At 49.1% G+C, this 18700-nt stretch carries 12 protein-coding genes; 11 read left to right on the top strand and 1 reads right to left on the bottom strand.

Features of this window, described 5'->3' with window-relative positions; genetic code table 11:
- Positions 1 to 226: 226 nt before the first annotated feature.
- Both PV783_RS25405 and PV783_RS25400 read left to right on the top strand, forming a co-directional pair.
- Complete coding sequence (locus PV783_RS25405) at positions 227 to 1087, top strand: helix-turn-helix domain-containing protein (RefSeq protein ID WP_420990081.1); 861 nt, start codon at positions 227 to 229, stop codon at positions 1085 to 1087.
- 70 nt (positions 1088 to 1157) lie between these two features.
- The gene (locus tag PV783_RS25400) at positions 1158 to 2027 is read left to right on the top strand and encodes an SDR family oxidoreductase (RefSeq protein WP_336386998.1); all 870 of its coding nucleotides are present in this window, start codon (positions 1158 to 1160) and stop codon (positions 2025 to 2027) included.
- Positions 2028 to 2101: 74 nt separating this feature from the next.
- On the opposite strand, the gene PV783_RS25395 is transcribed toward PV783_RS25400, so the two are convergent.
- Positions 2102 to 2866 (bottom strand): M48 family metallopeptidase, encoded by a 765-nt coding sequence (locus tag PV783_RS25395; RefSeq protein WP_079473498.1) that lies wholly within the window; start codon positions 2864 to 2866, stop codon positions 2102 to 2104.
- A gap of 251 nt (positions 2867 to 3117) precedes the next feature.
- Between PV783_RS25395 and PV783_RS25390 the strand changes: the two genes are divergently transcribed.
- The 9 genes from PV783_RS25390 (at position 3118) to PV783_RS25350 (ending at position 18529) form a co-directional block, all read left to right on the top strand.
- Positions 3118 to 3402, top strand: a complete 285-nt coding sequence (locus PV783_RS25390) for a DUF3817 domain-containing protein (RefSeq protein ID WP_363439223.1) — start codon at positions 3118 to 3120, stop codon at positions 3400 to 3402.
- 51 nt (positions 3403 to 3453) lie between these two features.
- Entirely contained in the window at positions 3454 to 5793 is a 2340-nt protein-coding gene (locus PV783_RS25385; RefSeq protein ID WP_420990080.1) for a GH92 family glycosyl hydrolase, read from the top strand.
- An 85-nt stretch (positions 5794 to 5878) separates the two neighbouring features.
- Positions 5879 to 6505: an RNA polymerase sigma-70 factor gene (locus PV783_RS25380; RefSeq protein WP_159454476.1), complete on the top strand. Its 627-nt coding sequence runs from the start codon at positions 5879 to 5881 to the stop codon at positions 6503 to 6505.
- 42 nt (positions 6506 to 6547) lie between these two features.
- Entirely contained in the window at positions 6548 to 7531 is a 984-nt protein-coding gene (locus PV783_RS25375) for a FecR family protein (protein ID WP_420990079.1), read from the top strand.
- Positions 7532 to 7570: 39 nt separating this feature from the next.
- Positions 7571 to 10894, top strand: a complete 3324-nt coding sequence (locus tag PV783_RS25370) for a TonB-dependent receptor (RefSeq protein WP_420990078.1) — start codon at positions 7571 to 7573, stop codon at positions 10892 to 10894.
- 16 nt (positions 10895 to 10910) lie between these two features.
- Complete coding sequence (locus PV783_RS25365; RefSeq protein WP_420990077.1) at positions 10911 to 12395, top strand: RagB/SusD family nutrient uptake outer membrane protein; 1485 nt, start codon at positions 10911 to 10913, stop codon at positions 12393 to 12395.
- 7 nt (positions 12396 to 12402) lie between these two features.
- A complete protein-coding gene (locus PV783_RS25360; protein ID WP_420990076.1) occupies positions 12403 to 14829 on the top strand; it encodes a glycoside hydrolase family 38 C-terminal domain-containing protein in 2427 nt (808 codons plus the stop codon).
- An 8-nt stretch (positions 14830 to 14837) separates the two neighbouring features.
- Entirely contained in the window at positions 14838 to 16214 is a 1377-nt protein-coding gene (locus PV783_RS25355) for an SGNH/GDSL hydrolase family protein (RefSeq protein WP_420990075.1), read from the top strand.
- A gap of 2 nt (positions 16215 to 16216) precedes the next feature.
- Positions 16217 to 18529, top strand: a complete 2313-nt coding sequence (locus tag PV783_RS25350) for a GH92 family glycosyl hydrolase (RefSeq protein WP_420990074.1) — start codon at positions 16217 to 16219, stop codon at positions 18527 to 18529.
- Positions 18530 to 18700 lie beyond the last annotated feature (171 nt).

The following is an 18700-nucleotide window of genomic DNA, read 5'->3' as shown; positions in this document are numbered from 1 at the left end:
CACTGCATAAATGATACCTGTATTTTGATGATCAGCTTTTTCGCCGGTACGGCCGAAAGCAGGAGCGCCAGCGCTGTGGAGGAGGGTGATCAGATTGCAGTATTTTTTCCCTGAAGTGGGTATTTACCTGCTGCGGCAACAGGGCAGGGCTTGTCTTCTTTCATCATTATTTTTAGCATACCGGTTGAGCTTTTTATCATAGCTTTAATCGTTTAAAAAGCTGCTGATGACGGATAATATTCTGACACAATCGTTAAAAGACATTACGGACCAGGAAATAAGTATCAACAAATTTATTGGAACGCAGAATAATGAAGATTTTTACAAAAAAGCAGCACATCGCAGGGATGACCATTACCTGTTTATCTTTCAAAAAAAAGGCAGAAGTACGATCGTTATTGATTTTAAAGAAGTGGAATTAATTGAAAGTATGGTCTTGTGCGTGTTACCCGGACAAATTCATTATGGCGTTACAGCAGATAATAACACTGAAGCATGGCTGATCACACTGGATACTAATTTTGTGGAAGAAGATTACAGGAGAATTTTTGATGATTACTATTTTCAAAACACACCATTAGCCTTATCCGGCTTAGAAAGTGCTTCCCTAAATGATTGTATTGAATTGATGGCGTCCATAGCGCAAAACCGCCGGACATTGAATTTTATGCCCCAGGTAATGTATTCATTGATCAGCGCCGGTATTGGAATGTTCGTTTCTGCTTATCGCCGGCAGGAGAATAAGGACGCATCTTTATCACGCACGCATCTTTTAACACAGCAATTTAAACGGTTACTTTTGCAACAGTTTAAAACACATAAAACTACTTCTGCTTACGCTACCCTGTTAAATATAACCCCTGCATACCTGAACGATGCCGTAAAACAGACAACAGGATTCACGGTAAGTTTCTGGATACAACAAACTATTATCGTAGAGGCAAAAAGACTATTGTATGCAACAAATGCATCTGTTAAGGAAATAGCCTGGCAGTTGGGTTTTACTGATCACGCTTATTTTACCCGCTATTTTTCTAATGCCGAAGGCCAGCCGCCACTGCAATTCCGACACAATTGCCGCAAATAATCCAATAGTTCCCCTTATCCATCCATTTTACGGGTGAATAGCTGCTGATAACTTTGCAGGAAAATAACAAATGGGAACCCACATCATTCTTACGGTAGGAGTAGTATGCCTGCTATGGCTTTTATTCAGGGGGATAAAGTTTGTTTATCCTTATATCCGTCGCACGGATCTTAAAAAGTACCTGACGCCGGGAGCCTTTGCTGTTGTGACCGGCGCAACCGACGGAATCGGGAAGGCTATCGCTATGGCACTGGCAAAGAAAGGCTTTAATATCGTTTTACATGGCCGGAACGAAGAGAAATTACAGGCGGTGAAACTGGAAATTGAAACGGATAACCCGCAGTGCAGGGTAGTTCTCCTGTTACATGATGGAAGCAGGAAAAGCCGGGTGAATGTGGAAGAAATTGAGCATTTACCTGTGACGGTACTGGTTAATAACGTAGGGATAGGGCCGATGAATGCACTCGCGGATTTTTCTGCTGACGAAATTGATGAAACAATTACGCTTAACATGGCCTTCCCATCACAGCTTACCCGTAGTTTGCTGCCACAACTGGGAAAACAGGCGCTTATATTAAATATTTCGTCGTATGCGGGCCTGTTCCCACCGCCCTATTTAGCGGTTTATGCAGGCTCAAAGGCATATAACAATGCCTTTTCCATTTCGCTGGCCCGTGAATTAGAAAATGTGGAAGTGATTTCAATAATAACCGGTAGTGTAAACACCGGGACAAATAAAAAGCCTGTCACCTTTATGAGACCGGCCGCGGCCACCTATGCAAAACATGTGCTGGCCATTGTGGGTTGTGGCAGAAAGAGTATTATGCCCTATTGGCCTCATGCCATACAAACTTTTCTGATATCCCTGCTGCCTGAAAAGCTGATCGATAGGGCAACCAAAAGAGCCATGCAACAGGAGTTAAAACGTCCGGGGGCTTAACCTGGCAGGCGTTTTAGTATAGCCAGAAAGGATTACATTCATCCTTTCTGGCTTACATCTTCCTGAAAAAATAATTATTTCGCTGCTACAACAGGTTTCTCATACCCATCTTTCTTCGCTTTCTCCGCCATTGTATTCATTCTTTTTTCTGTATCAGGGTGAGAAGAGAATAACTGGGATCCTTTCTTTTTATCACCACTGCTTTCCTGTGAGGCCTTCCACAATTTTTCAAAAGCCATAGACATGCCCCACGGATTGAGCTTTGCTGCTTTCAGAAATTCATAACCGTAGTTGTCGGCCTGGCTTTCCTGGTTGCGGGAATACGCGGAGTTAGCAACTGCTTCTCCCAATTCGCCGAGCTGTGAATCGCTCAGGGTACCGGCAGTACCGCCCTGTGAAGAAACGCCATCTTTCAGTGCAGAGGTCATCAGCGCTGTTTTGAACGCATCTTTGGAATCCTTGTTTTTTACATGCCCGATTTCATGTCCTATTACACCCATCACTTCATCATCTGTCATGGTTTGTAATAACCCGGCGCATACACGCACGCTGCCATCTGCACAGGCAAAAGCGTTGATATCCCTTACCAGGTACACTTTAAAGTTAAGGTTCATGCCCTCATAGCTGGTTACATGGTCGGTGAGCTTTTTCAGCCGCTGTGCCATCGGATCATCAGCAGGTGCAACGGGGTTGTGCTCATCCATCCACTGGATATACTCTTTGGTATACCTGATCACATCATCATCTGTGAGGGTGGCTGCTTTCACTGCTTTGGCGCCGGCGCCCAGTGTTTTTGCGTTTAATTTTAATTGTGCATTTGAGGCTAACGCAAATGACATAGTCAAAGCGCATACGAAACCGAATCGTGCGTAAACAGACATAATAAAGGTTTTTATTGTTGAAAAGGGTTAAATACTTAATGACTGCATTCAAGGCTACGGCGCGAAGATAAATATTGTTATGATTTCGTACAAACAATTTTAAATCCTCCGCCACGGTAAAACTATTTCATATATCGATGATAAGATCTGATCTTCACCTATCTTTGCCCCGTTGATTCTAACAGGTGATCATTTAATTGATTTTTAAGATGATAAACTTATATCGTAAAACAGCATTGATCGAAGCCATATCTTATCTGATATTATTATTTGTGGCGATGCCCATGAAATATATCTTCTCTGTTCCCGAGCCGGTAAAGTATTTCGGGTGGCTGCATGGTGTATTATTTATCCTGTTTATTGCGCTCCTGCTTTCCTGCTGGATTAAATACAGATGGAGCATAGTTAGGGTTGCCGGCTTTTTCGTGGGGTCGCTGCTGCCGTTTGTGCCATTTATATTTGAAAAAAGGCTAAAGAAAGAGTACGGAGCCTGATAGGTCCCTGGGTGTGCTTCACGCGGGCAGTATCAAAAAAACAAGCGGCAAATGGCGGTAACCGCCTTGCAGGGTGTCTACTCTAAAAGCCGTCATCACGCAATGCAGATACCACGTATAAGAAACGCCCGCCGGTTTTTCACCGGCTTACTTTGCAGCTTCTCCCTCGCCACAGCTGCGCAACAAAAAGAACTGGTCGCCTATGCCAATACATTACAGGGCACCAATTCCGAATTTTCACTCAGTAATGGCAATACGCATCCTTCTACAGCACTGCCTTTTGGCATGCATGCCTGGTCTGCACAAACAGGCAAAAACGGCGACGGCTGGAAATATCAATATAAAGCCACTACCATCCGCGGCTTCCAGCAAACGCACCAGTGCAGCCCCTGGGTGGGCGACTATGCCGTATTCAGCCTGATGCCGGTAACAGGAAAGCTCACCGTTGGAGAAGAGGAGCGCGCTACGGCTTTCAGTCATGCGGATGAAGTAGCCCGCCCGGACTACTACAAGGTAACTTTCGCCAATAAAATCACCACCGAATTATCGCCTACGGAACGAGGCGCACACCTGCGTTTTTCTTTCCCGGCAAAGCAACCTGCCTACATCGTGCTGGACGGCTATGATGCCCTGAGTGGCGTACAGATATTTCCGTCAGAAAGAAAAATTACCGGCTACGTCACCAATGGCCGCTTTATTCCCAAAGGCTTCAGGAACTATTTTGTGATCGTGTTCGACCAGCCCTTTGAAGCCAGCGGCGCCTGGGAAAATACAAACAACCGGATCTTTGCAGATACCCTATCCGCCGAAGGAAAAGGGGTAGGCGCATTTGTCCGTTTTAAAAACGGCGCTGTGGTACAGGCCAGGGTTGCTTCTTCCTATATCAGTACCCAACAGGCGGAACTTACCTGGCAACAGGAACTCAAACCCTTCGCCAGGCTGGAACAAACAAGAGCGGCTGCCACCAGAATCTGGAACACCCTGTTTGGCAGGGTGCTGGTGGAAGGTGGAACAGAAAAAGATAAAGCCACTTTTTATTCCTGTCTTTTCCGCGCCAATCTTTTCTCACATACATTCTTTGAATACAACAGTAAAGGAGAACCTTATTACTTCAGTCCATACGACGGCAAGATACACAACGGGTACATGTACACCGACAACGGCTTCTGGGATACTTTTCGCGCACAGTTCCCGCTAAACACCATCCTGCACCCCACTATGGAAGGGCGCTATATGCAGGCGCTGCTGGATGCGCAGCAACAATGCGGCTGGCTCCCCGCCTGGTCGTTTCCCGGCGAAACAGGCGGTATGCTCGGTAATCACGCCATTTCCCTGCTGGCCGATGCCTGGGTGAAAGGTATCCGCACCTTCAACCCCAAACAGGCGCTGGACGCCTATTTCCACGAAGCCATGAACAAAGGCCCCTGGGGCGGCGCCAATGGCCGCGCAGGTTGGAAAGAATATTATCAGCTGGGCTATGTAAGTTTCCCGGAGTCGCACGGCAGCACCTCGCAAACATTGGAATACGCATACGATGATTTCTGCGGTTATCAACTGGCGAAGCTCACCGGCAACGATTTCTATCAGTACGTTTTTGGTCGCACCATGTATAATTATAAAAACCAGTACGACAGTCTCACCGGGTTTATGCGTGGCCGTAAGCTGGATGGCGCCTGGCTGGAAAACTTTGATCCGTATGAATGGGGCGGCCCCTACACAGAAGGAAATGCCTGGCACTGGCAATGGTCGGTATTCCACGATGTACAGGGCCTGATTAACCTGATGGGTGGAAATACACCCTTCATCACAAAACTGGATTCGGTTTTCAGCGCCCCCAATAAAGTGAATGTTGGCGCTTACAAACAAACGATCCACGAAATGACGGAAATGGTAAACGCCGACATGGGACAATATGCACACGGCAACCAGCCCGTGCAACATATGATCTATCTTTATAATTATGCCGGTCAACCCTGGAAAACACAGGCGCACGTACGGAATGTAATGACCAGACTTTACAATGCAGGCGAAAACGGGTACCCCGGTGATGAAGACCAGGGGCAGATGTCGTCCTGGTACGTGATGAGCGCTATGGGCTTTTACAGTGTGTGCCCCGGCACGGATCAATACGTGATCGGCAGCCCGCTGTTTCCGAAAATGACGGTAACACTGGAAAACGGGAAGCGGTTTGTAGTGGAAGCCCGCAACAACAGCCCGGAAAATGTATATATCCAGTCGGCGGTGCTCAACGGCAAACCCTGGCCGCATAACTGGCTCCGGCATGCGGATATCGTTAATGGCGGCGTGCTGCTGCTGGAAATGGGCAATAAACCGGCTACCGGCCGGGGCATCACAAACGAGGATAAACCTTTTTCGTTAAGCAGCCGGTAATAACACGGCTGCAGGTAATTTCGTACCGACATTAAGAATTTCGTACTGAAACGATTAAATTAGCCCGTAGTTCGAATTCATGTCGATGCGAAAAGATTTTTCCACGTATACAGATGAAGAGTTGTTCCTGTTTGTAAAGCAGGGGCACAAGGATGCGTTTGAGGATATCTACAGGCGCTTCTGGCAGGAGTTACTGGATGCCGCTTACCGGCGCGTAAAAGTGCAGGAATCCGCCATGGAGCTGGTGCAAAGCCTGCTGGTAGACCTGTACCTGAAAAGGGAAACCATTTCTCTGAACACCTCGCTCCGCAATTACCTGCACACGTCACTGAAAAACAGGGTACTGAATACCATCCGTTCACAATTGGTGCGTAACACCTATCAGCAACACGTATTGAACGACAACAGCCACTATGCGTCCGATGCCGCCAGCACCCTGCAATTAAAGGAATTGCAGCGGCACATAGATGAGTCCTGCGCCAGCATGCCCGAAAAATGTAGGGAAGTATTTTACCTGAGCAGGAGAGAGCAGTTGTCGTACCAGCACATCGCGCGGCAACTGAATATTTCGGTGAACACCGTAGAGAAACATATGGTGAAAGCGCTGAAAATACTGCGCTCTCACCTGAAACAATACCACTACATCGTGTTCTGGTGCGTGGTATCCCTGTTGCTGCTGTGGGGGCAAATGTCAAACTATTTTGAATCGTGATGGCGGTAAGCCATTTTTCAGGTGTCTAATGTTAGAGAGACTATGGATATGAACAACACCCGGTTAAAAGAATTATTGGATAAATACCTGGACGGTACAGCCACTGAAGTTGAAATCAGTGAGGTGGACAATTGGTACAGGTCTTTCGAAAATGATCCGGCCTTCACCGCGCAATTCAGCCCGGAGCAACGCGCTGCGTTGGAACAGCTGATCTTCCTGCGTATCAGTCGCCAGGTAGACGCAGCGGAACCACGGGTGAGCTACCGGTCTGTTCGTTGGTGGGCCGCCGCTGCTGCTGTGGCTTTGCTCATTACCGCAGGCGCATTCTTCCTGATTCGTAAACAACCGGTTCAACCGGGAAAAACGATAGCAAGCGTAACAGAACAAACAACTAAAAAAGGTATAAAAAAGATCAGCCTGCCGGATAGCAGTATCGTGTGGTTGAATATAGACAGTAAGATCCGGTATGAAGAAGCTAAAGGCCGGGAGATCTGGCTGGATGGAGAAGCCTACTTTGAAGTAGCACCCAAACAAGGCGCTCCCTTTTTGGTACATGCCGGTACACTCAACGTTAACGTACTTGGAACCAGCTTTAACATCGACGCCTATACGCCGGAGGCAAAAGTAACCGTAACGGTAGCCAGCGGAAAAGTAGCTGTTGGCAATGATCAGCGTAGCCACACTACATTGGTGGCCAATCAGCAGGCTATTTACCACGCTGCAAAAGATCAGCTGGAAACAAACAACATCGCTGCCGCCGACATCAGCGCCTGGACACAGGGCCAGCTGATCTTTAAGAAAGCTTTGTTCCGTGATATTGCACAAAAACTGGAACGCAGGTACGATGTACGTATCCTGTTTGCCAGCGAACAAATTGCCAACTCATTGCTCACCGCCCGGTTCGATGCCAACGTACCGTTTAAAAACGTATTGGGTATGCTGTGTGATATCTATGGGTTTAGCTACCGGCAAACGCCGGGCAAAAACGAATACCTGGTTTACAAAAAAAGTCAACCAAATAAATAATCCGGAAGGATCAGCCATGAGGCGTGATAATTTCAAGTTATGAAAGTGAAAACAGCGGAGTGCTTGCACATGACGCCCAGGTGGCTTGCCTGCCTGGTGCTGGCATTGTGTTGCCTGTACCCGCCGCGGATCACGGCCCAACCGGGAACAACAGAACTGAAACGGACTACGGTAGATATATACGTTGTGAATGAAACACTCGATAAAGTGTTTGAACAGGTGGAAGCAGCCACCACATTCCGGTTTGTATATAACCCGTCGGAAATAGCAAAAAGCGGAAAAGTAACGATCAATAAAAAGAATATTCCGGTGGAACAGGTGCTGAAATTATTGCCAGCTGTATTACAATATGAACTGCGTGGCAGGAACCTCCTCATCACCCGGAAGGAACCGCCGCCTTTGAACCAGGCTTCGGTATTAACAGGAAAGGTAACGGATACCAATGGCAACCCACTGCCGGGTGTATATGTGATGAAGAAAGGGTTGCCACCCCGCATCGTAACAGATCCGGACGGCTCCTTCAGCATCCATGCCGATCCGGGCGATACCCTGCGCTTCAGTCTTCCGGGCTTCGGTGAACAGGAAGTGCCGGTGGAAAGAGTGAATATGCTGTACGTTTCCCTGCTGGCAAAATATGCCTCTCTCAAAGAAGTAGTGGTGATCGGCTACGGCACTTCCAGCAAGGAAATGCTCACTACGGCCGTGGGCACCGTAAGCGGCGATGTATTAAAGGAACGCGCTACTACCATGAACCTCATGCAGGGACTGGCCGGAAAAGTTGCCGGCGTAAGCGTGATGATGAATTCCGGAAAACCCGGCGGTAACCCGATCGTAAAAATCAGGGGCACGGGTTCCATCAACGCTTACAACGGCCCGCTGTATGTGGTAGACGGGATTGTGGGCGCCGATCCGCTGATCCTTGATCCGAATATTGTGGCTTCGGTAGACGTGCTGAAAGATGCGGCTGCCTCGGCAATTTATGGCGCAAGGGGATCCAATGGCGTGATCGTGATCACCACCAGGAAAGGAACAAAAAGCAGCCCGGCTATTTCGTTCCGCAACACCCTCAGCTTTGGCTCACTGGCCCGCAAAGTAAAGCTGATGAATGCAGAAGAAGCACTGGAGATGTTTAAACGGGAGTATGAATATCTTCCCGGCCGCACAGCGCCGCATCTCGATGCCTCCTGGCAGTTTCCGCGGAAGGAAGAACTTTTCAATGCGGATGGTACGCCTAAATATCATACGGACTGGCAAAAGGAAGCAAGTCGCCTCGCAGTGTCCCACGAGCATTCGTTGTCGCTGTCTGCGGGAAAGGATGGCTTCTCTGCCCTTGTCAATCTTTCTTACAACGACCAGCAGGGAATCCTGATCAATAGCTACTCCCGGCAAATCAACGGCTTTATCAATCTCGGCTGGGATGTTACAAAATGGCTGCACGTACAGGCGGTGATCAACAGCGGCGCGGCGAAACAAAATAATGTCGACATCAATACATTCGGACTGAATGCTGTGCGCCAGATCTATGAATTTCTGCCTTTCCTGCCGGTACGTTATGCCGATGGCACGTATTCGCGCAAAGGGGATTACCCGGGTGCAGAGGATTCTGAAAACCCGGTAAGACTCATGCGGGAAGTGAAGTCGGTGGCCGGCCGCACATATACGATGGGCAACCTGATCACTACCATCCGCCTGAACAGTAAACTGCATATCACAGCAGGTTTGAGCGGACAAACAGGCGCCACCTACAACCTGTATTATTCCGGCCGGGATATCCGTGGCTATTCTGATACACAACAGGGCGTGGCCACCCGTGCAAATGGAAATTCCGGCTCCTGGACTTCGGAAGATTACCTGACCTGGAACAACCAGTTTGGCAAACATAAAGTCACCGCCGTGGCTGGCGCCAGCTGGTACTATTTCGGGAACATGAGCACCCAGGCGGGAAGCGAAGGCTTCTTCGATGATTTCTTTTCCTATAACAGCCTGCAAACAGGGCTGGTGCCGCAACGGCCACAGTCGGGAACAAGCAATACAGCGATGAACTCCTATTATATGCGGTTCAATTACGACTACGACAGCCGCTACCTGTTCGGGTTTTCTTTCCGCGCAGATGGGTCTTCGCGTTTCGGCGCCAATAACGTGTACGGCTATTTCCCCAGTTTCTCAGGCGCGTGGCGGTTGTCGTCGGAGCCTTTCCTCCGGCACGTGCGCAGCATCAACGACCTGAAGATACGCGGCAGCTACGGCATTGTAGGCAATGCGGATATCGGCGATTATGTAACACAGGACAGGCTGAGGAGCGGCCAGGTAGCATTCAATGGTCAGGCCGCACCGGCCGTGATGCTGGAAGCATTGGGCAACAAAAATCTTAAATGGGAAAAAGCCCATCAGCTGAATATCGGCGTCGATGTTTCACTGCTGGATAACAGGATACAATTTACCGGCGACGTTTATAACCGCGTAACAAAAGACCTGTTGTATTACAGGTTGATGCCTGCTACTACCGGCTACGAGGGCGTGTTTGACAATATCGGTTCTATCCGCAACAGGGGCGTTGAACTGTCGCTGGTCACCAACAACATCCGGCGCAAACAGTTTTCATGGAACACTTCCCTGATCTATTCCATGAACCGCTCCCGCGTGCTGGAACTGAATGGCGATATCATGTATCCCTGGGGCGGCCGCATCATGGAAGGACGCCCGTTAAACGAATTTTATGGCTACCGCCGGCTGGGCACCTGGGGAACAGCTGAAGCGTCCGAAGCGGCTGCCTATGGCAAAAAGCCAGGCGATGTGAAATATGAAGATGGAAACAATAATAAAGTGAAAGATGCCAACGACCGTACGGTACTGGGCAACGGCATGCCCGCCTTTGAGGCAAGTCTGAGTAATACGTTTACCTATAAAAATTTTTCGCTGTTGGTAGATGTGCAAACGATTTATGGACACAGCCTGGCAAATTTTACCAGGATGCTCATGGAAAATGCAGCGCCCACCACCAACAGTTACCGCAACCTCCTCAACGCCTGGACGCCGCAACAGCAAGGTGGCATGAACCCGGCGCTGCGGCTGCCACAGGACGGACTGGATAATGAGATGGACAGTTACTACATAGAGAAAGGCACGTTCCTGCGTATACGCAATATCGCGCTGGCATACCGGCTGAAGGAAGACTGGCTCGCACGGTATCATATAAAGTCCGCCGCCATCAGTGTCAGCGCAGAAAACTATTTCCTGTTCACAAAGTATAAAGGATATGATCCCGAAGCCTCCTCATTCGATGGCGACTTTAACCAGGGAGTGGATATGTATCAGTACCCGAAAGCGAAAACACTGGCGTTCACATTAAATGTTACATTCTGAATAAAGGAATTGAAATATGAAACAACTGGTCCTGTTGGGGATGATCATATTGATTACTTCCTGCAACAAATTCCTGGAAGAGGAACCCTCGGGTTCTCTCAGCCTCACACATTACTACAAAACACGGGAGCAGGTGAGCGCTGCGGTAAACGGTACATACGACGGTCTTGCTACTCCTTTCGTAGCAAACATCGGCGTAGCCGTAAGCCCCGTGTATTCACTGGAATATATCACCGGGTACAGCCGCCGGCCACGGCCATCAGGTTTTGAAGACGACCAGTTCCTGCGGTTAGACAGGCTCGATAATGCCAATTCAAAATTACAGGCATGGTGGAACGCTACTTATTACCCGGTGGAAAACTGCAACAGCGTTATTGAAAACGTGAGCGTAACATTGGTGGTAGATGAATTAACAAAGCAGCGTTATCTCGGTGAAGCACATTTCCTGCGGGCATGGTATTACTTTCAGGCAGTACGGCTTTTTGGTGATATCCCCCTGAAGCTGACCACTACAAAAGATATTAATGACGTGAAGATTCGCCGCTCGCCAAAAGAAGCCGTGTATGAACAGATTGTGAAAGACCTTACAGCAGCAGAAAACGCCGGCCTCTCCTGGACGGATCAAAGCGGGCATGTAAGTCTGGGCGCCGTAAAATCTTTGCTGGCGAAAGTATACATCACCATGGCGGGTTATCCTTTGCAGAAAGGAATGCCCTATTACCGGATGGCATATGATAAAGCGATGGAAGTGATCGACAGCCACCAGTTTTCCCTGTTTGAGCAATACAGCGATCTGCGCAACCCTGCGGTGCAAAATACGAGGGAGCATATTTTTATGCTGCAACGTCATCCTACTGTGGCAGTGAGCAACATTCACTGGGCGTATCTTCCATATCCCGGTCAGCCGGTTTCTATTCAACCGGCCTATGGCGGGGCAATGGCGCCGGCCCCTGCATTCTATAATTCATATGCAGCAGATGATGGACGCAAACAGGAAAAGGCTTTTTTCTACACAAAATATCCGCGTTATGGCAACCCGGCCGAAACCATCTTTTTCTCCGAACCCTACATCTTCAAATTCTGGGATGAGGAAGCAGAGAAAACCGGCCGCTCAGGAGCTAACTTTCCGCTGATACGTTATGCAGATGTGCTGCTTTTATGTGCAGAAGCAAAAAGCGTGATCGACGGTGGTATTACTTCTGATGCCGCCGCTATCGACGCGTATTATTCGGTGCGCCACCGGGCATTTCCCACGGCGCCCAAACCAACAACTTTAACAACAGATGATATCCTGAAGGAAAGATATTGGGAACTGTGTTTTGAATTCCAGACCTGGTACGATATGCTGCGCACCCGCAAAGCCTTTGATGTGGCGCATGGCAGCATGATCAACCTGGTTGGATACAAAGCCCCCAATCACCTGCGGAGCTTCGAAGAAACTGATTTTCAATTTCCATTACCATTAGCTGAAGTTCAGAAAAACCCGGACTTGGCCCTTTAACAACAGCATGAAACGAATGAATATTTGCCTGGCGGTTTTACTCACCGCTGCGGCACAGGAATCTTTTGCCCAGCAGCCTCACTTTATTGATGGCTATCACGGCGGCGTTTACGGACATTATCCCGCAGGATACACCCGGTTTATCACCGGCCAGCTGCAGGCGAATCCATACTGGAAAATTAACCTGGAAATAGAACCCGAAACCTGGGATATGGTGAAGGTCCGCGAACCGCAGGCGTATGGTGTTTTCCAACAACTGTTTGCCGATCAATCCGGCAACGGCCGCATAGAGTATGTGAACCCGGGATATGGCCAGAGTTATCTTTACACCGGCTCCGGCGAAAGCATGATCCGCCAGTTCAGCTACGGCATGCAAAAAGTAAGGGAACATTTCCCCGGCGCTGTATTCACCACCTATTCAAGTGAAGAACCCTGTTTTACCAGCGCACTGCCGCAGGTGCTCCGCTCGTTCGGATTTAAATACGCCTCCCTGAAAAATCCCAATACCTGCTGGGGTGGCTACACCCGTGCATTTGGCGGTGAGCTGGTACAATGGGAAGGCCCCGATGGCAGCCGGTTGTTAACCGTACCCCGATATAGTTCGGAAGCCTTATTACCTAATTCTACCTGGCAAACTACCGCGTGGAATAACAGCAAAGAATATTTAGCATCCGCCCGCGCAGCCGGCATTGCCAATCCCATTGGTATGTGCCTGCAGGATGCCGGCTGGCACAACGGCCCCTGGCTGAAACAAAATGCGCAGTATGAAACGTGGCGGAATTATATCGGCAACGTGGCCAACAAAACAAATGTGCCATCGTGGCGGGTGAGCCAGGAAGATATCCAGGTAAGCCTCGTATGGGGCGCACAGGTATTACAACGCATTGCGCAGCAGGTTAGAGCCGCGGAAAATAAATTGATAGCCGCCGAAAAATATGCCGCTATCACCGCTTTATATGATCATGTTCCGTGGCCGCAGCAAAAACTGGATACCGCCTGGAAATCGCTGCTGCTGGCCCAGCACCACGACTGCTGGATTGTGCCCTACAATGATACCTGGATCGATAAAGTGCAGCATTGGACAGATAACACTATCGCCGTAAGCGACAGTATCTTACAAAAAAATAACAGCGCCACTTATATACGCGTATTGAACACCACCGCACTTCCCCGTGAAGAGTGGATTGATTTGCAGGGTAATTGGAAAGTAACAGATAGTAAAGGAAGACAGGTGCCTACAGTGCCGGGAGCCATTAAAGTTTCGGTGCCGCCAATGGGATTCAGTGTTTACAGGTTGCAGCCGGTAACAGGTGGTGAAAACCACATCACGCCGGAAACCCTGGAAACAGACTTATACCGCATAACGATAGATCCCGCCAGGGGTGGCGTTATCAGCAGTTTGATTGTGAAAGCCACCGGCAAAGAAATGGTGGATACAAAAAACAACCGCGGCTTCAATGAACTCCGGGGATACTTTTACCAGGAAGGCGCCTGGCGCTCCAGTATGGACACTGCAGCAGGTATCCGCATCACGGAAAATAGCAAAGCCCGCGTGTCGGTGGAAATCAACGGCTTTATCGCCGGTCATCCGTTTACACAACACGTTACACTCACCAATGGCCAGCGGAGAATAGATCTGAAAGTGAAAATAAACTGGAAAGGGAATCCCGGTATTGGTGCATATTCCCAGGCGGATAATTATAACACGGAAGCATATCGCAAAGCGTTTTATAACGATAGCTGCAAACTACAGGTACTGTTCCCGCTTTCTCTCTCTCAGCAAAAACTTAGTAAAGACGCACCGTTTGACGTGACAGACAGCCGCCTGGAGAACACTTTCTTCAGCAGCTGGGACAGCATCAAAAATAATGTGATCCTTCACTGGGCGGATGTAACCGACGGCAATACCGGCCTGGCCCTGTTTACCGATCATACTACCAGCTACGTGCATGGGAAGGATTATCCATTGGGCCTTACGCTGCAATATGCAGGCCGTGCGCTCTGGGGGCGTAACTACGATATCACCGGACCTACGGAAGTAAACTATGCCATCGTACCGCATAATGGCAACTGGGAATCTGGAAGCATCAGCAACGAAGAAACGCGCTGGTGCGAACCGTTGCAGGTATTGCCTGCCACCGGAGGAAAAGATTTTTCATTGCTCGCCTTGCAGGATAATCATTGGCAGGTATCCACCCTGCTCATGGACGGAAAAGACTTGCTCATCAGGTTGTATAACGCCGGTGGAAACAGCGGGCAACAGCAACTGTCTTTCAACGGTAAAGCCACGCAGGCTGTGATAGAACAACTGGATGGCCAGGCCGTGGAAACCCTGCAACGCCGGCTGGTGGCCGGTAAAACAATCATCCGCCTGGCAATACCCCGTTTCGGTATCCGCACCATCCGGCTGAAAAATGTAATTGTAAATAATTAAACCACTATATGAAAAAGTTCGTGTATTCTATCGGGTTATGCCTTGCCACCTTGTTTGCACAGGCACAGGTAAAGCCCTTTCAACAAAATGATCGCGTCATTTTTGTAGGCAACAGTATTACCGAAGCAGGCGCCTATGTCTCGTATATCTATCTCTACTACATGACCCATTTCCCCGGAAAAAAACTGGTGATCCTCAATGGTGGAATTGGCGGCGACAAAGCTTCGGATATATACCGTCGCCTGGATTATGATATCCTGGCGAAAAAGCCAACGGTACTGGTGCTTACTTTTGGCATGAACGATACCGGCTATTATGAGTTTAACAACAGCGATGCCGCTAAAACCGCCGCTGAGCGCATAGCCGCTTCCCACCGCAGTTACGGGCAAATAGAGCAACGGCTCCTCAAATTACCGGCGATACAAAAAATAATGATGTCGTCGCCGCCATACGATGAAACCGCGAAGATCCCGGGAAATTATTTCCCTGGAAAACAGCAGGCGATGCTGGAAATAATAAAGTTCCAGGAAGAGGCCGCACAGAAAAACAACTGGCCTTTTACTGACCTGTTCCGGCCCATGAAAGCGCTGAATGAACAACTGCAGCAAAAGGATTCTACTTTCACCATGATTGGCCCGGACAGAATTCATCCCGGCAACGCAGGACACCTGGTAATGGCATCCCTCTTCCTGAAAAGCCAGGGACTGAACGGAAAACCGGTTGCGGAAGTAAGCATCAACGCAGGCGCCGGTAAATTGCAGCAGGCAGTGAATTGCAATATCAACCTGCTCACGGCCTCCAACAACAAAGTAAGCTTTGGTTACCTGGCCGCATCATTACCTTTCCCTATAGATACGGTGGCCCGCGTTTGGGGCAATACGCAGAAACAATCTGATGCATTGAACTGGATTCCTTTTACGGAAGATTTTAACCGGGAAATGTTACAGGTAGCAGGACTATCCTCCGGGGATTATACGCTGCTGATAGATGGTCATGCTATGGGGAAATGGTCCGCGGCCGCATTTGCAGAAGGTATTAACCTCGCCACATTAACCGAAACGCCGCAGTACAAACAGGCATTTTCCATCATGCAGCTCAACCTCCGCCGGGCAGAGCTGGAGAGCCGTTTACGCCGCTACTACTGGATACAGGGCAACTTTTTTGATAAAAAGAATTTATTATTGCATGATGACGCAGCTGCATTAGATAGTGTACGCACCTATGCAAAAACAGATGGTATGCTGCGTTACCACGAAGAAAATTATGAAACAGCCATGTACAAAGAACTGCGTACCGCCTGGCTGCAGGAGATCGATACCATCGTTAAACTGATCTACACTATCAACAAACCGGTGCTTCATAAAATAGAGATCGTTAAAATTTAAAGATGAAAACCACTGCTTCCATATTCGTTTCGGCACTCTTCTTTGTTGCAACTACCAGCAAGGCGCAAGGTCCCGCCGCTTATGTAAATCCTTTTATAGGCGCCAGCACCAGTGAAGATGCGGCCGGCAGCTATCACGGTCTTGGTAAAACATTTCCCGGGGCCGCCACGCCTTTCGGCATGGTGCAGCTGAGTCCCAATACCATTACCGGCGGCGACAACGGCTCCGGGTACAGCTATGAACATACCACTATCGAAGGCTTTGCTTTTACGCAAATGAGCGGCATCGGCTGGTATGGTGATCTTGGTAACTTCCTGGTAATGCCTGCCACCGGCCCGCTGCAAACCGCCGCGGGCAGCCGGCAACATCCGGAAGAAGGGTATCGTTCTCCCTACTCAAAAAAAGAAGAGAAAGCCACTGCAGGTTACTACACTGTTAAGCTCACTGAAAATAATATCACCGCAGAAATGACCGCTGCTCCACACAGCGGCATCATGCGCTTTACATTTCCCGCCAATCAGCAATCACGTATACAAATCGATCTGGCCCGCAGGGTAGGAGGTACCTCCACCTGGCAGGAGGTAAAAGTGATCAATGATAGCACTATTGCCGGGTACATGCAGTGTACGCCGGAAGGCGGCGGCTGGGGAAACGGCGATGGGAAAGGCAATTACACCGTATACTTCTATGCGCAGTTCAACAAACCATTTTCCAGATATGGCGTGTGGAGTGCGGACATCCCCGACGGTTGGTCACGGAAACGCGAAGATGTTGAAAGCGCCCGCTATCAGCAACAGATCGCAAAGGCAACGGTAATACCCGGCGCTAAAGAAAAAGCAGGTAAACATCTTGGCTTCTACACGGAATTTGCTACCAACGTACAGGAAGCGGTACTGATGAAAGCAGGTATCTCTTTCGTGAGCATCGACGGCGCAAAAAATAACCTGGAATCAGAGATCAAAGACTGGAACTTTGATGCCATCAGGCAACAGTCATTCGACGCATGGAACAAAGCCCTCGGCAAAATAACCGTAGCAGGAGGCACAGAAGAGGAGAAGAAAATATTCTATACGGCATTGTATCATACCATGATAGATCCCCGCAATTTTTCTGATGCAGATGGAAAATATATAGGGGGAGATGGAAAGATTCACGCGGTGAAAAACTTCACCAAACGCACCATCTTCAGCGGCTGGGACGTATTCCGCAGCCAGATGCCCTTGCAAAGCATCATAAACCCCCGCGTGGTAAACGATATGGTAAATTCGCTGGTAACGCTGGCAGATGAAAGTGGTAACCACTACCTCGAACGCTGGGAATTCCTGAACGCATACAGCGGTTGCATGATCGGCAACCCTGCAGTGTCGGTGATGGCCGACGCGTGGGCAAAAGGGATCCGTAACTTTGATATCAACAAAGGATACGCCTTCGCCAAAAATTCTGTAGAGAAATTCGGAAACGGAACCAAAGGATATTCCACCGGCGGGTTAAGCGTATCGCTGACTTTGGAATACGCCTATTTCGACTGGTGCCTCGGCAAACTGGCCGGCGCACTGGGCAAAAAGGAGGACGCAAAAAAATACCTGGCCCGTGGCGCCAATTATAAAAATGTATTTGATACGGGCAAAGCGTGGTTCCGTCCCCGCAACGACGATGGCACCTGGCAACCCTGGCCGGAGCAGGGCCGCATGCAGCAGGGATACGGTACTATTGAAAGCAGTCCTTACCAGCAGGGTTGGTTTGTGCCGCACGATGTACCCGGCATGGTGGCGCTCATGGGCGGAAAGGAAAGGGTACTGGCAGATCTGACTACATTCTTCGACAAAGTACCGCAAAACATGATGTGGAACGATTATTACAACCACGCCAACGAACCGGTACATCATGTGCCGTTTTTATTCAACCGCCTGGGCGCCCCCTGGCTTACCCAGCAATGGACCCGCGAAATCTGCGCCCGTGCCTATCATAATTCTGTAGAAGGACTGGTAGGTAACGAAGATGTAGGACAGATGTCGGCCTGGTATGTACTGGCCGCCAGCGGACTGCATCCTGTATGTCCGGGAAGTACGCGGTACGAGATCACCAGCCCGGTGTTTGATAACATTACCATCGCCCTCGATCCGGCCTACGCCAAAGGCAAAACGTTTACCATCAGCGCCCGTAATAACACGCCTGCCAACCGCTATATTCAGCGTGCATGGTTAAACGGAAAACCATACCAACACTGTTATATCAACCACGCCGATATCACTGCCGGCGGTACACTGGTGCTGGAAATGGGCAGCCAACCGGCACAAAACTGGGGAATTAAATAAAATTTAACGGAAGAATGGCGGTACTGTCTTTTTAAGGTGTCATACCATAGGGACAAACAGTAACCAATCAAAAAAAGATCCCGCAGCACAAGCCACTGTAGAAGACTGCTTTTACAGACAGGCGATGTCATGCCACGTATGTAAATTTTTATCACCAAAAGCTGGATGCTA

This window comes from Chitinophaga sp. CC14, assembly GCF_048957795.1.
Classification (GTDB): Bacteria; Bacteroidota; Bacteroidia; order Chitinophagales; family Chitinophagaceae; genus Chitinophaga; species Chitinophaga ginsengisegetis.
The sequence above is the reverse complement of the archived record's forward strand: the minus strand, read 5'-3'. Positions and strand labels throughout refer to the sequence as shown.